This window comes from Nocardioides piscis, assembly GCF_011300215.1.
GTDB lineage: Bacteria > Actinomycetota > Actinomycetes > Propionibacteriales > Nocardioidaceae > Nocardioides > Nocardioides piscis.
This window is the reverse complement of sequence record NZ_CP049866.1, coordinates 3,376,246-3,389,437: the sequence shown is the minus strand read 5'-3', so window position 1 is coordinate 3,389,437 and position 13,192 is coordinate 3,376,246. Positions and strand designations below refer to the sequence as shown.

Here is a 13,192-nt window from a genome sequence, read left to right as displayed (position 1 = left end):
AGCAGGGGTCGGACAACGACTAGCCTCCTGCCACCTGTGTGGCATCGGCCACATGACCCATGGCTAACAAGGAGACCGACTCCATGGCACGCAGCACACGCAAATCCCTCGCCGGTAGCGCTGCTGCTGCGGCCAAGAAGATCATCGGCCGCCGTCCGGAGGCAGCGAAGGTCGAGGCACCTTCAAGCCCCGAGGTGACTGTGCCGGCCGCCTCCTCGAAGAAAAAGGCCGCGCCGGCGAAGAAGTCGGCTCCCGCGGCGAAGAAGTCGGCTCCCGCGACGAAGACTGCGGCCGCGGCGAAGAAGTCGGCTCCCGCGAAGAAGTCCGCGCCGGCCACGAAGACTGCGGCCGCGGCGAAGAAGTCGGCTCCCGCGAAGAAGACTGCGGCCGCGGCGAAGAAGTCGGCTCCGGCGAAGAAGACTGCGGCCGCGGCGAAGAAGTCCGCTCCCGCGAAGAAGTCCGCTCCGGCCACGAAGACTGCGGCCGCGGCGAAGAAGTCTGCGCCCGCGAAGAAGTCCGCTCCGGCCACGAAGACTGCGCCAGCGGCGAAGAAGTCGGCTCCTGCGAAGGCTGCGCCCGCGGCGAAGAAGTCGGCTCCCACGAAGAAGACTGCGCCCGCGGCGAAGAAGTCCGCTTCGGCCACGAAGTCGGCGCCCGCGGCGAAGAAGTCCGCGCCGGCGGCGAAGAAGTCCGCGCCCGCGGCGAAGAAGTCCGCGCCGGCCAAGAAGTCCGTGCCGGTCGCAGCGAAGGAGGCCGGTGCGTCGACCAAGACCGCGCCGGTGACGAAGAAGGCAGCGAAGAAGGAGAGCGCAGTGGCCGCCAAGAAGGCATCGGCATCGTCCCTGGTGGTCATGGCCGGTGAGGCGTCCTGGACCAAGAAGGAGCTCGACGAGGTCCTGACCGAGCTGCACGGTCAGCGGGAGAAGCTCGCGCACGTGATCGAGGACGCCGAGAGCGACCTGGCAGGGCTGATGAAGGACGCCGGCGACGGCGCCGGGCACGACCAGGCGGACATGGGCGCGACCAGCTTCGAGCGCGACCACGAGCTCACGGTGGTCAATCTCGAGCGCGACATGGTGGCCCAGATCGACCGTGCCCTCGCCCGGATCGAGGACGGCAGCTATGGCATCTGTGAGTCGTGCGGCCAGCCCATCGGCAAGATGCGACTGATGGCTTTCCCCCGTGCCACACTGTGCATGTCATGCAAGCAGCGCGAGGAACGTCGCTGAACCCCAGCGATCACGATCCGGATCCCGAGGAGCATCGGCGCCGGAGCACCTGGTGGCTCTTCGCCGTGGTCGGGACGGCGGCATACGCCCTCGACATCGGCACCAAGCAGTGGGCGCTGACCGCGCTGGCCGAACGTGACATCCCGGTCGTCGGCGACTTCCTGGTCCTGCACCTGACGCACAATCCCGGAGCCGCGTTCAGCACCGGGACCCAGTTCACCGAGGTCCTCACCGCGCTCGCGATCATCGCCGTGTGCGTGGTGCTGTTCCTGAGCCGACGGCTGGCCAGTCCGCTGTGGTCGGTGGGCCTCGGACTCCTCATCGGCGGGGTCGGCGGCAACCTGACCGATCGGCTGGTCCGCGAGCCCGGTGTGCTGCGCGGCCACGTCATCGACTGGCTGATGCTGCCCAACTGGCCCGTCTTCAACATTGCCGACATGTGCATCATGACCGCGGCCGGCGTGATCATCCTGCAGAGTCTTCGAGGCATCACGTTGAGCGGAGACCGCGTGGAGGACGAGGAGTGAGCGACCGCGTGGACCGCCGCACGGTGTTCGTTCCCGAGGGCCTCGCCGGGGAGCGCGTCGACGCCGCGATGGCGAGGATGTTCGGCTTCTCGCGGACCAAGGCCGCCGACCTGATCGCCCAGCAGCTGGTGCAGGTCGACTCCGTCGCTGCCAGCAAGAGCGACCGGGTGAGTGCCGGAGCCATGCTCGACGTCACGTTCCCCGACGAGACCGATCCGCTCGAGGTGGTTCCCGAGATCGTCGAGGGCATCCGGATCATCCACGACGACGACTCGATCGTGGTGATCGACAAACCGGTCGGCGTCGCCGTACACCCCTCGCCAGGCTGGTCCGGACCCACGGTCGTCGGACACCTGGCCGGCGCAGGCTTCCGCATCTCGACCTCCGGCGCCAAGGAGCGCGAAGGCATCGTGCAGAGGCTCGACGTCGGGACGTCCGGCGTGATGGTCATCGCCAAGTCGGAACACTCCTACTCCGTGCTCAAGAACGCCTTCCGGCACCGCACGGTCGAGAAGACCTATCACGCCCTCGTCCAAGGACACCCCGACCCGCTGTCAGGCACCGTCGATGCGCCGATCGGTCGCCATCCCCGCCACGACTACAAGTTCGCCGTCATGGCGGACGGCCGCCACAGCGTCACCCACTACGAGACGCTGGAGGCGCACAGGTTCGCCTCCCTGCTCCAGATCCGCCTCGAGACCGGTCGCACGCACCAGATCCGGGTGCACATGGCCGCTCTGAAGCACCCGTGTGTCGGTGACACCACCTATGGCGCCGACCCCACCCTCACCAAGCGACTCGGGCTCGAGCGCCAGTGGCTGCACGCGATGAAGCTGGGCTTCGAGCATCCCGAGAGCGGTGAACAGGTCGAGTACGAGTCGTCGTACCCCGATGACCTGGCCCATGCGCTCGAGGTCATCCGAGATGAACGCTGACGCCACGATCCGACTGGCCGTCGCCGGCGACCTGCCCACCATCGCCGACGTCTATCTCGCTGCCCGCGCGACCGCGCAGATGCCGCCCCTGGCCAGGCCGGTCGCGGAGGTCCGCGACTGGGTCACCGCCTGGGACCTGGGCGAGGACGACGTGTGGGTGGCCGAGACGGACGCCCGGGTGTCCGGCTTCGCCAAGCTGACGAGCACGTGGCTCGACGGCCTCTATGTCGCACCGGACGCGCAGCGCTCGGGCATCGGCTCCACCCTGCTGGAGGTCTGCAAGTCGACCCGCGCCGGCGGCTTCGGGCTGTGGGTCTTCGAGTCCAACCGCGTCGCCCGGGCCTTCTATGCCCAGCACGGCCTGATCGAGCTCGAGCACACCGACGGCCACGCCAACGAGGAGGGTGCGCCCGACGTCAAGATGATGTGGCCCGGCGCCGACCCGCTGGCCTGCTTCCGTTCGCTGATCGACGACACCGACCTCGTCCTGGCCGACGTCCTCGCCCGCAGGGTCGCCCTGACCAGGGCCGTGCAGCAGCACAAGCGAGCCGCCGGTCTGGATCGCGGCCGGGACGCCGCTCGCGAGGCCCAGATCGTGGCCCGGATGGCGACGCTGGTGCCTGACCTCGGTGAGGACCGCCTGGCGCGCATCATGCACCTGGTCATCAGCGAATCCCTGGATGCCTCCTGATCGGCCGTCTCGACGTGTCGTAGCGTGGCGGCGTGCAGATGGAGGGCAACGTCGCCAACCGCTATCGCGAGTTCGCAGCGTATGCCGAGGGCGACTCGCCCTGCTTCGTCGACTGGGCCCTCGGGGTGGCCGGGGACCCCGAGATCCACACCTGGCTGGCCGACCTGCCACGGATCAAGCAGCAGCCCAACCTCCTCTTCGCCGCAGCCCGCTGGCACGGCGCCGAGGCCCCCAGCGACTACAGCGAGCTGCGTCGGGCGCTGCTGGCCGACGGCGACGCGATCAAGGAGACAATCCGCCACCGCTCGACCCAGACCAACGAGGCCGGTCGGCTGGCGACGCTGACCCCCGTCCTCGCGCGGATCGGCCGGGTGAGCGGGCCGCTGAGCCTGATCGAGGTGGGCGCCAGCGCGGGGTTGTGCCTGTTCCCCGATCGATTCGACTACGCCTGGCCCCCTGCCGGTGCCCTGTCGGGGAGCGGGGGACCGACCCTGACCGCCTCCGTGAGCGGTCCGGTGCCGATCCCCACGGCCCACCCCGAGATCAGCTGGCGTGGGGGAGTCGACCTCAACCCGCTCGACGTCGATGACGACGACGCGATGACCTGGCTGACCACCCTCGTCTGGCCCGAGCAGGAAGACCGCAGGGCGCGACTGAGCGCTGCGATCGGGGTCGCGCGCGCGGAGTCGGCATACATCGTGAAGGGCGACCTGCTCGAGGAGCTGCCCGGACTCGTCGCGCAGGCGCGGGTGCACGGCACGCCCGTCGTGTTCCACAGTGCGGTGATCGCCTACCTCGAACCCGGGGCCCGCAGCCGGTTCCACGACGTCATGGTCGACCTGGTCGGCGCGGGGGACTGTCGCTGGATCAGCAACGAGGCCCCGGGGGTGCTGCCTCGAGTCACCGGCTCGACGGACGTGCCGGCGCAACGGTTCGTGGTCGGTCTGGACGGCATCCCGGTGGCGTTTGCCCATCCCCACGGGCACGCGCTCGACTGGCTCGTACCGGGCGAGAGTGTCTTGTCAGTGGGCCCGGGAACACTGTCGTAGGCTGGCGCTCTTCCCCCCCTCGGACGCGTCGGTGCCCCCCGGATGCGTGCATCCCTGCGACCCCTCGGAAGGTGTGGAAGACCCCCTCATGTCGGCTGGCTCCCAGGACAACTTCGTCCACCTGCACGTGCACACCGAATACTCGATGCTCGACGGAGCCGCACGTCTCAAGGACCTCGCCGAGCGCACCGCCGAGCTGCAGATGCCGGCGGTCGCCATGACCGACCACGGCAACGTGTTCGGCGCCTATGAGTTCTATCGGCAGTGCAAGGCTGCCGGGGTCAAGCCGATCATCGGCATGGAGGCCTACTTCACGCCCAACATCAGCCGCTTCGAGCGCAAGCGCGTCAACCTCTACAAGGGCGGTCCCGACGACGTCTCGAGCCGCGGCGCCTACACTCACATGACGTTGCTCAGCGAGTCGACCGAGGGGATGCACAACCTCTTCCGGATCTCGACCGGGGCGTGGCGCGACGGCTTCTTCCAGAATCCGCGCGCCGACCGCGACCTGCTCGCCCAGCACAGCTCGGGCATCATCGGCACGACCGGCTGCCCGAGCGGCGAGATCCAGGTCCACCTGCGTCACGACAACTACGACGCGGCCCGTCAGACCGCGGCGGACTTCCAGGAGATCCTGGGACGCGACAACTACTTCCTCGAGCTGATGGACCACGGGCTCGACATCGAGCGCCGCGTCCGCGACGGGCTGCTGCGGCTGGCCAAGGACCTGCGGATCCCGCTCCTGGCCACCAACGACTCCCACTACGTCAACCAGGAAGACGCCGCCAGCCAGGAACACCTCCTGTGCATCAACTCCGGCTCGACGATGGACATCCCGGCCGGCGACGGCCCCGGCCAACGGTTCGCGTTCTCGGGCGACGGCTACTACCTCAAGTCGGCGGCGGAGATGCGCTCGCTGTGGGTCGACAAGTACGACCTGCGCGAAGCCTGTGACAACACGCTGTGGATCGCCGAACGCTGCGACGTCGCCTTCACCGAGGGCAGCGGCACGTTCATGCCCAAGTTCCCCTGCCCGCCCGGGGAGGACGAGAACTCCTGGCTGGTCAAGGAGGTCGAGCGCGGCCTCCACGTGCGCTATCCCGCCGGCATCCCCGACGCGGTGCGCAAGCAGGCCGACTTCGAGGTCGGCGTCATCACGGGCATGGGCTTCCCCGGCTACTTCCTGGTCGTGGCCGACTTCATCAACTGGGCCAAGAACAACGGCATCCGCGTCGGTCCGGGGCGTGGCTCCGGCGCCGGCTCGATGGTCGCCTACGCGATGCGGATCACCGACCTCGATCCGCTGGTCCACGGTCTGATCTTCGAGCGGTTCCTCAACCCCGACCGGGTCTCGATGCCCGACTTCGACATCGACTTCGACGAGCGCCGCCGCGGCGAGGTCATCCGCTACGTCACCGAGAAATATGGCGACGAGCGGGTCTCCTACATCGTCACCTACGGCACCATCAAGGCCAAGCAGGCCGTCAAGGACTCCTCGCGCATCCTCGGCTATCCGTTCGCCATGGGCGACCGCATCACCAAGGCCATGCCGGCAGCCGTCATGGGCAAGGACGTGCCGCTGCAGGAGATCTTCAACTCCGAGCACAAGCGCTACGGCGAGGGTGGGGAGTTCCGCCAGCTCTACGAGGGTGACCACGACGTCAAGAAGGTCGTCGACACCGCGATGGGCATCGAGGGCCTGAAGCGGCAGTGGGGCGTCCACGCCGCCGGCGTGATCATGTCCAGCGAGCCGCTGCTCGACATCATTCCCATGCTCAAGCGGCCCGCCGACGGGGCGATGATCACCCAGTTCGACTATCCCACCTGCGAGTCGCTCGGCCTGATCAAGATGGACTTCCTGGGGTTGCGCAACCTCACCGTCCTCGACGACGCGGTGAAGAACATCCGGGTCAATCGCGGCGAGGAGATCGTCCTCGAGGATCTCGAGCTCACCGACGAGGCGACCTACAAGCTCCTCCAGCGCGGCGACACCCTCGGCGTCTTCCAGCTCGACGGCGGTCCGATGCGGGCGTTGCTGCGCTCGATGCGGCCCGACACGTTCGAGGACATCTCGGCCGTGGGCGCGCTCTACCGCCCCGGCCCGATGGGCGCCGACTCCCACAACAAATATGCCCGCCGCAAGACCGGCCGCGAGCCGGTCGAGGCACTCCACCCGGAGCTCGCCGACGCGCTCGAGGACGTCCTGGGCGAGACCTACGGCCTGATCGTCTATCAGGAGCAGGTCATGGCGATCGCGCAGAAGCTCGCCGGCTACACGCTCGGCCAGGCCGACATCCTGCGCCGCGCGATGGGCAAGAAGAAGAAGGAGGAGCTGGACAAGCAGTTCGCCGGCTTCTCCGCGGGCATGAGCGAGCGCGGCTACAGCCATGGCGCCATCAAGACCCTGTGGGACACGCTGCTGCCGTTCTCCGACTACGCCTTCAACAAGGCCCACTCGGCGGCATACGGCCTGGTCTCCTACTGGACGGCGTTCCTCAAGGCCAACTACCCGGCCGAATACATGGCCGCGCTGCTGACGTCGACCCGCGACGACAAGGACAAGTCGGCGATCTATCTCAACGAGTGCCGCCGGATGAAGATCCAGGTGCTCCCGCCCGACGTCAACGAGTCGCACGCCGACTTCACCCCGGTCGGCACCGACATCCGCTTCGGCCTCACCGCGATCCGCAACGTCGGCGCCAACGTCGTCGACGGCATCGTCACGGCCCGGGAGGAGAAGGGGCGCTACGCCGACTTCAACGACTTCATGGACAAGATCCCGGTCAACGTCTGCAACAAGCGCGTGATCGAGTCGCTGATCAAGGCCGGGGCCTTCGACGAGATGTCGCACCGGCGCCGGGCGCTGGTCACCGTCCACGAGGTCGCCGTCGACCAGGCCATCGACGTGAAGAAGAACGAGGCGATCGGCCAGGACTCGCTGTTCGGAGGGCTCGACGAGGCCGACGGCGGCTTCGGCGCGAGCGTGACGATCCCCGACATCGACGAGTGGGACAAGATGACGCTGCTCGGCCACGAGCGCGAGATGCTCGGCCTCTACGTCTCCGACCACCCTCTCCTCGGTCTCGAGCACGTGCTCCAGACCGGCACCGACTGCACCATCGGCCAGCTCATGCTCGACGAGGAACGCGCCCACGGGTCGACGTTGACGATCAGCGGCCTGGTGACCAGCGTCCAGCGCAAGATCACCAAGAAGGGCGACTCCTGGGCCACGGTCACCCTCGAGGACCTCGACGGCGCCATCGAGGTGCTGCTGTTCCCCAGCGCCTACCAGCTGGCTGCGGGCCACCTGGTCGAGGACGCGATCATCCGGGTCAAGGGCCAGCTCTCTCGCGACAAGGACCAGCCGGAGCTGCGCGCACAGGAGGTCACGGTGCCCGACCTCTCCGACGGGCCGTCCGGCCCGGTGTCGGTCAACCTGCCCCAGACCCGGATCAACCCGGGCGTCGTCGACAGCCTCAAGGAGGTCCTGGCCACCCACCCCGGTGTCACCGAGGTCCTGCTCAACGTCAGGATGCGTGAGAAGACGATCGTGCTCAAGGTGGGTGACCACCATCGCGTGACGCCGTCACCGGCCCTGTTCGCCGACCTCAAGCAGCTCCTCGGGCCGGGGTGCCTGTCGGGATGATGCGCCGGTTCGTCGGACCGGCCCTGCAGGCCGGGCTCATCGTGGCCGTCTTCGTCGTGGTCGGTGCCCTGGCCGGGGTCGTGTGGGAACGACTGTGGTCCCCGCCGACCGGGGTCGTCTTCCGCGGTGACTGGTTCCTCGACCCTGCGGGTCCCGACCACGGGTTCGCCGGGACCGGTTGGTACGTCGTCGTGGCGCTCGTGGCCGGCGGGGTGACCGCCTTCGTCCTGGGGTGGTTCCTGCCCCGGCGCGAGCTGACCAGCCTGGTCGCCTTCGCGATCGGGTCGATGCTGGCCGGGTGGGTGATGTTCAAGGTCGGTCACGCGCTCGGACCGCCCGATCCTCGCATCCTTGCGGCGGGCGAGACCGACTACACCAGGCTGCCGAGCGACCTGCGCCTTGCCGGCGCCGACGCGGACCCGCTCGTGTTCACCTTCGACTCCAGTGCGCTCGCGGCGTTCCCGACGGGCGCGATGCTCGCGGCTGTCTACGTCTTCCTGCTCACCTCGCGGTCGCGACGGACCTGATTGTCGTCGCCGCAGGCCCCTTCAGTTGGGGGACCAGGCGGTCCGGGCGACCTCGGTGGCGGGAAGTGACGGGATCACGTTGATCGCACGGAGCTCCTCGCGCAGCAGCTCTGCCACCAGCTCTAGCCGGGCCCGGGGGCTCTTCGCCTCCAGCAGCGACTGTCTCTCAGCCATCGGCAGGGGGGCCAGTGCAGCCAGGGTCCACGACAGATACTCCGGGTCGCGGGGCAGGGTGCCGCTGAACGTCGTGCCCTGCATGTGGCTGACTGCCGCCCGGTAGGCGGTGAACACCGCACGCACCCGGTCGTGCAGCTCGCTGGGACCGGTGTCCGGGTCGTCGGGGGACTCGGTCACGGCACCGTTGGTGAAGTCACCGGCCGGCTCGAGGTCACCCAGCACGATGCGGTCGCGGGCCGTGGCGACGATCTCGAAGGTGCCGTCGGGGTTGGCCTCGACCTCGGTCAGCTGCAGGCGTACGCCGACGCGGTAGAGCGACTGGGCGCCGTGCTCGCCCACCTCATAGCCCTCGCGGATGGCCACCGTCCCGAACAGCCGCTCCGCCGGGTCGTCGATCGTGAGCAGGTGGTGGACCAGGGCGCGGTAGCGGTCCTCGAAGACGTGCAGCGGGATCGTCATGCCGGGGAACAGCACTGTGTTGAGCGGAAACATCGGCAGCGTGCTGGTCACAGGCGCCAACCTAGGCCACACGTGATGTCCATCGCCCGGTGAACGTGCTCAGTCGTTGGCTCCCACTCCCTAGAATCGAGCCATGGAGACCAGCGGAACGCCGGCGCGCATGCGCCGGATCGACCTCAGGGCGACCGGTGCGGGCGAGCAGCTCGACTATCGGTCGGTCGTGCCTCGCGCGGAGTTCGACGTCGAGACCGCCACCCATGTCGTGGAGCCGATCATCGAGGCGGTCCGGACCCGCGGGGTGGACGCCATCCGTGAGTTCTCCCAGCAGTTCGACGGCGTCGACACCCGAGACATCGCCGTACCCCCCGAGGTCCTGACCCAGGCCCTCGAGGAGCTCGATCCAGCCGTCCGCCGGGGCCTGGAGGAGTCGATCCGCCGCCTGCGCCTGACCTGTGAGGCCGAGCTCGAGTCCGACGTGACGACCGAGCTCGGCGCCGGCGCGGTCGTGACCCACCGCAAGGTCCCGGTCGACCGGGTCGGCCTCTACGTCCCCGGCGGCCTCGCGCCGTTGGTCTCGAGCGTCGTCATGAACGTCGTGCCGGCGCAGGTTGCCGGTGTCGGGTCGATCGCGCTGAGCAGCCCGCCGCAGAAGGGCTCCGGCGGCTTGCCCGAGCCCACCATCCTGGCCGCGTGCGCGCTGCTGGGCGTCACCGAGGTCTATGCCGTCGGCGGAGCGCAGGCGATCGCCATGTTCGCCCACGGGGCCGGCCCGTGCCGCCGCGTCGACCTCGTCACCGGTCCGGGCAACATCTATGTCGCCGCCGCCAAGCGCGTGCTCCGCGGCGTGGTCGGCATCGACTCCGAGGCGGGGCCGACCGAGATCGCGATCCTGGCCGACGACTCCGCCGACCCCGCCTTCGTCGCTGCCGACCTGATCAGCCAGGCCGAGCACGACCCGATGGCCGCCTCGGTGCTCGTCACCGACTCATCGGACCTCGCCGACCAGGTCGACGCCCAGCTCGACAAGCAGGTCTTCGCCACCCGCCACACCGCGCGCATCCAGACCGCCCTCGGCGGGCAGCAGTCGGCCATCGTGCTGGTCGACGACGTCGAGCAGGGCCTCGACGTCGTCAACGCCTATGCCGCCGAGCACCTCGAGATCCACACGCGCGACGCGCGGGCGGTCGCAGACCGCGTCCGCAACGCCGGCGCCGTGTTCGTCGGCGGCTATTCCCCCGTGTCGTTGGGGGACTACTGCGCAGGCTCCAACCACGTCCTGCCCACCGCAGGGTGCGCCTGCCACAGCAGTGGCCTGTCGGTGCGCGCCTTTCTGAAGTCGGTCCACGTCATCGACTACTCCCGCGACGCCCTGGCCGAGGTCGCCGACCACGTCGTCACCCTGGCCGAGGCCGAGGACCTGCCCGGCCACGGCCAGGCCGTCGCCGTGCGCTTCGAGGGCCCGGTCGAGCGATGACCTTCCCCCCGATCCGGGAGGAGCTGCAAGGCATCGAGCCGTATGGCGCCCCGCAGCTCGACGTGCCCGTGCAGCTCAACGTCAACGAGAACCCCTACGGTCCCTCGCCCGCGACCGCGGCCGACATCGCCGCGGCTGCGGGCGCGGCAGCGACGACCCTGAACCGCTACCCCGACCGCGAGTTCACTGCCCTGCGCGAGGGGCTCGCGGCATACCTCAACACCTCGGGCGGCAGCGGGATCACGCCCGACATGGTGTGGGCGGCCAACGGCTCCAACGAGGTGATGCTGCAGCTCCTGCAGGCCTTCGGTGGACCGGGCCGCGCGGCGCTCAGCTTCGCGCCGACCTACGCGATGTATCCCGAATATGCCCGCGACACCCACACCGAGTGGCTGGTCGGCAAGCGCGAGGACGACTTCGGCCTCGACCTCGACCGGGCGCGGGCACTGGTCGAGGAGCGCCGGCCGAGCGTGGTCCTGCTCCCGTCGCCCAACAACCCCACCGGCACTGCGCTGCCGACAGAAGCGGTCTCCACCCTGTGCGAGGCAGTGGGTGAGGGCGGGATCGTCGTGGTCGACGAGGCCTACACCGAGTTCCGCCGCACCGGCACGCCCAGCGCGCTCGAGATGCTCCCCACACACCGCAACCTCGTGGTGACCCGGACGATGAGCAAGGCCTTCGCGCTGGCCGGAGCCCGGTTGGGCTATCTCGCCGCCGACCCGGCCATCTGCGACGCGATCCGGGTCGTCCGCCTGCCCTACCACCTCTCGAGCGTCACCCAGGCCACGGCGCTGGCCGCGCTGCGGCACGCGCCCGAGCTCCTCGGCCGGGTGGCCGATCTGCGGGTCGAGCGGGACTCCTGCGTGGCGTGGCTGCGCGAGCAAGGGCTGCAGGTCGCCGAATCCGACGCCAACTTCGCGTTGTTCGGCACGTTCGCCGATCGTCGTGCGGTCTGGCAGGGTCTGCTCGACCGCGGTGTGCTGATCCGCGAGACGGGGCCCGAGGGATGGCTGCGTGTCTCGATCGGCACCCCGGACGAGATGATGGCCTTCAAGGATGCCCTGATCGACGTGATGAAGACCGAGCCGATGAGGCCTCAGCCAACGGAAGGCAGCACATGAGCCGCACAGCCAGCATCGAGCGAGCGACCAAGGAGTCGCAGATCAAGCTCGAGCTCGACCTCGACGGCACCGGTCGCGCCGAGATCTCCACCGGCGTCGGCTTCTATGACCACATGCTGCACGCGTTCGCTCGGCACGCCCTGGTCGATCTGGTGGTGCACGCCAACGGCGACACCCACGTCGACGCCCACCACACGGTCGAGGACACCGCCATCGTCCTGGGCCAGGCGCTGCGCGAGGCGCTGGGTGACAAGGCCGGCATCAGGCGCTTCGGCGACGCGACTGTCCCGCTCGACGAGGCGCTGGTGCAGGCGGTCGTGGACGTCTCCGGTCGTCCCTACTGCGTGCACACCGGCGAGCCCGAGGGCCAGATCTATGTCGCCATCGGTGGCAACGACGTCAACGGCGCGGCCTACCAGGGATCGTTGACTCGTCACGTCTTCGAGACGATCTCGTTCCACGCCCACCTCGCGCTGCACGTGCGCGTGCTGGCCGGCCGCGACCCCCACCACCTGGTGGAGGCGCAGTTCAAGGCCTTCGCCCGCGCCTTCCGCGACGCGATCGCCTTCGACCCGCGCGAGCAGGGAGTGCCGTCGACCAAGGGGACTCTGTGAGCCCATCCGTCGTCGTCCTCGACTACGGGTCCGGCAACCTCCGCTCCGTCGTGCGCGCCGTCGAGCGTGCTGGCGCGGACGTGGTCCTCACCGGTGACTTCACGGCTGCGCTCGAGGCGGACGGCCTCGTGGTGCCCGGGGTGGGCGCCTACGCAGCGTGCATGGCCGGGCTGCGCGCGATCAAGGGCGAGCGGATCATCGGGCGTCGACTGGCGGGCGGGCGTCCGGTGCTCGGCATCTGCGTCGGCATGCAGATCCTGTTCTCGCGCGGCGTCGAGCACGGGGTGGAGACGGTCGGCTGCGAGGAGTGGCCGGGGGAGGTGTCGCGGTTGCAGGCCGACGTCGTGCCGCACATGGGCTGGAACACCGTGTCGGTGCCGCAGGGATCCGCGCTGTTCGCCGGCGTCGAGGACCAGCGCTTCTACTTCGTGCACTCGTATGCCGCTCGCAGCTGGGACCTGGAGACGAACGACCGGACGGCTGCACCGCTCGTGACCTGGGCCGAGCACGGCGGCGACAGGTTCGTCGCCGCGGTGGAGAACGGCCCGCTCTGGGCCACCCAGTTTCACCCGGAGAAGTCCGGGGACGCCGGGGCGGCGCTCCTGAGGAACTGGGTCGACTCCCTGCGCTGAGGCTGTCGGTGAGCCTGCTCGCCTCGGGTTCCCCCAGTCGTCCTGACGCGTGAGACGCGTCGGGTGCTCCTGCCTGCTCACGGTTGACACACGGCGCTGCCCGCGGGAAGG

The 13,192-nt window shown here is 69.2% G+C and carries 13 protein-coding genes; 11 read left to right on the top strand and 2 right to left on the bottom strand.

Annotated features, from left to right (window positions below):
- Positions 1-19 precede the first annotated feature (19 nt).
- The gene (locus G7071_RS18780; protein WP_206062838.1) at positions 20-853 is read right to left on the bottom strand and encodes a hypothetical protein; all 834 of its coding nucleotides are present in this window, start codon (positions 851-853) and stop codon (positions 20-22) included.
- Here G7071_RS18780 and G7071_RS18775 point away from each other — a divergent pair.
- From G7071_RS18775 to G7071_RS16600, 7 genes are all read left to right on the top strand, one after another.
- Positions 813-1,229 carry a TraR/DksA family transcriptional regulator gene (locus G7071_RS18775; RefSeq protein WP_246210094.1) on the top strand — a complete coding sequence of 139 codons (417 nt, stop codon included), beginning with the start codon at positions 813-815 and terminating at the stop codon, positions 1,227-1,229. The two genes, G7071_RS18780 and G7071_RS18775, sit on opposite strands and share 41 nt — an antisense overlap.
- Entirely contained in the window at positions 1,202-1,756 is a 555-nt protein-coding gene (locus G7071_RS16625; RefSeq protein WP_166320499.1) for a signal peptidase II, read from the top strand. The genes G7071_RS18775 and G7071_RS16625 overlap by 28 nt, the downstream gene beginning before the upstream one ends.
- A gap of 68 nt (positions 1,757-1,824) precedes the next feature.
- Positions 1,825-2,691, top strand: coding sequence for an RluA family pseudouridine synthase (locus G7071_RS16620; RefSeq protein WP_246210663.1), 867 nt, complete (start codon positions 1,825-1,827; stop codon positions 2,689-2,691).
- Positions 2,681-3,382 (top strand): GNAT family N-acetyltransferase, encoded by a 702-nt coding sequence (locus G7071_RS16615; protein ID WP_166320497.1) that lies wholly within the window; start codon positions 2,681-2,683, stop codon positions 3,380-3,382. Before G7071_RS16620 ends, G7071_RS16615 begins: the two co-directional genes overlap by 11 nt.
- Before the next feature lie 38 nt (positions 3,383-3,420).
- Positions 3,421-4,431, top strand: coding sequence for a DUF2332 domain-containing protein (locus G7071_RS16610; RefSeq protein WP_166321257.1), 1,011 nt, complete (start codon positions 3,421-3,423; stop codon positions 4,429-4,431).
- An 88-nt stretch (positions 4,432-4,519) separates the two neighbouring features.
- Positions 4,520-8,077, top strand: coding sequence for a DNA polymerase III subunit alpha (gene dnaE / locus G7071_RS16605; RefSeq protein WP_166320496.1), 3,558 nt, complete (start codon positions 4,520-4,522; stop codon positions 8,075-8,077).
- Positions 8,074-8,604 carry a hypothetical protein gene (locus G7071_RS16600; protein ID WP_166320495.1) on the top strand — a complete coding sequence of 177 codons (531 nt, stop codon included), beginning with the start codon at positions 8,074-8,076 and terminating at the stop codon, positions 8,602-8,604. The genes dnaE and G7071_RS16600 overlap by 4 nt, the downstream gene beginning before the upstream one ends.
- Before the next feature lie 21 nt (positions 8,605-8,625).
- On the opposite strand, the gene G7071_RS16595 is transcribed toward G7071_RS16600, so the two are convergent.
- Entirely contained in the window at positions 8,626-9,291 is a 666-nt protein-coding gene (locus G7071_RS16595; protein WP_166320494.1) for an LON peptidase substrate-binding domain-containing protein, read from the bottom strand.
- An 82-nt stretch (positions 9,292-9,373) separates the two neighbouring features.
- On the opposite strand from G7071_RS16595, the gene hisD reads away from it, so the two are divergent.
- Genes hisD through hisH form a run of 4 tightly spaced genes read left to right on the top strand, consistent with a single transcriptional unit; the run spans position 9,374 to position 13,081 of the window.
- Positions 9,374-10,714 carry a histidinol dehydrogenase gene (gene hisD / locus G7071_RS16590; RefSeq protein ID WP_425489400.1) on the top strand — a complete coding sequence of 447 codons (1,341 nt, stop codon included), beginning with the start codon at positions 9,374-9,376 and terminating at the stop codon, positions 10,712-10,714.
- Positions 10,711-11,835 carry a histidinol-phosphate transaminase gene (locus G7071_RS16585; RefSeq protein WP_166320493.1) on the top strand — a complete coding sequence of 375 codons (1,125 nt, stop codon included), beginning with the start codon at positions 10,711-10,713 and terminating at the stop codon, positions 11,833-11,835. The genes hisD and G7071_RS16585 overlap by 4 nt, the downstream gene beginning before the upstream one ends.
- Positions 11,832-12,449 carry an imidazoleglycerol-phosphate dehydratase HisB gene (gene hisB / locus G7071_RS16580; protein WP_166320492.1) on the top strand — a complete coding sequence of 206 codons (618 nt, stop codon included), beginning with the start codon at positions 11,832-11,834 and terminating at the stop codon, positions 12,447-12,449. Before G7071_RS16585 ends, hisB begins: the two co-directional genes overlap by 4 nt.
- Positions 12,446-13,081, top strand: coding sequence for an imidazole glycerol phosphate synthase subunit HisH (gene hisH / locus G7071_RS16575; protein ID WP_166320491.1), 636 nt, complete (start codon positions 12,446-12,448; stop codon positions 13,079-13,081). The genes hisB and hisH overlap by 4 nt, the downstream gene beginning before the upstream one ends.
- Positions 13,082-13,192: the final 111 nt, after the last annotated feature.

Bases quoted from the DNA above. Each gene is read 5' to 3' on its own strand.
- G7071_RS18780 (WP_206062838.1), bottom strand. From the start codon at position 853: ATGACCACCAGGGACGATGCCGATGCCTTCTTGGCGGCCACTGCGCTC.
- G7071_RS16625 (WP_166320499.1), top strand. From the start codon at position 1,202: ATGCAAGCAGCGCGAGGAACGTCGCTGAACCCCAGCGATCACGATCCG.
- G7071_RS16620 (WP_246210663.1), top strand. From the start codon at position 1,825: ATGGCGAGGATGTTCGGCTTCTCGCGGACCAAGGCCGCCGACCTGATC.
- G7071_RS16615 (WP_166320497.1), top strand. From the start codon at position 2,681: ATGAACGCTGACGCCACGATCCGACTGGCCGTCGCCGGCGACCTGCCC.
- G7071_RS16610 (WP_166321257.1), top strand. From the start codon at position 3,421: ATGGAGGGCAACGTCGCCAACCGCTATCGCGAGTTCGCAGCGTATGCC.
- dnaE (WP_166320496.1), top strand. From the start codon at position 4,520: ATGTCGGCTGGCTCCCAGGACAACTTCGTCCACCTGCACGTGCACACC.
- G7071_RS16600 (WP_166320495.1), top strand. From the start codon at position 8,074: ATGATGCGCCGGTTCGTCGGACCGGCCCTGCAGGCCGGGCTCATCGTG.
- hisD (WP_425489400.1), top strand. From the start codon at position 9,374: ATGGAGACCAGCGGAACGCCGGCGCGCATGCGCCGGATCGACCTCAGG.
- G7071_RS16585 (WP_166320493.1), top strand. From the start codon at position 10,711: ATGACCTTCCCCCCGATCCGGGAGGAGCTGCAAGGCATCGAGCCGTAT.
- hisB (WP_166320492.1), top strand. From the start codon at position 11,832: ATGAGCCGCACAGCCAGCATCGAGCGAGCGACCAAGGAGTCGCAGATC.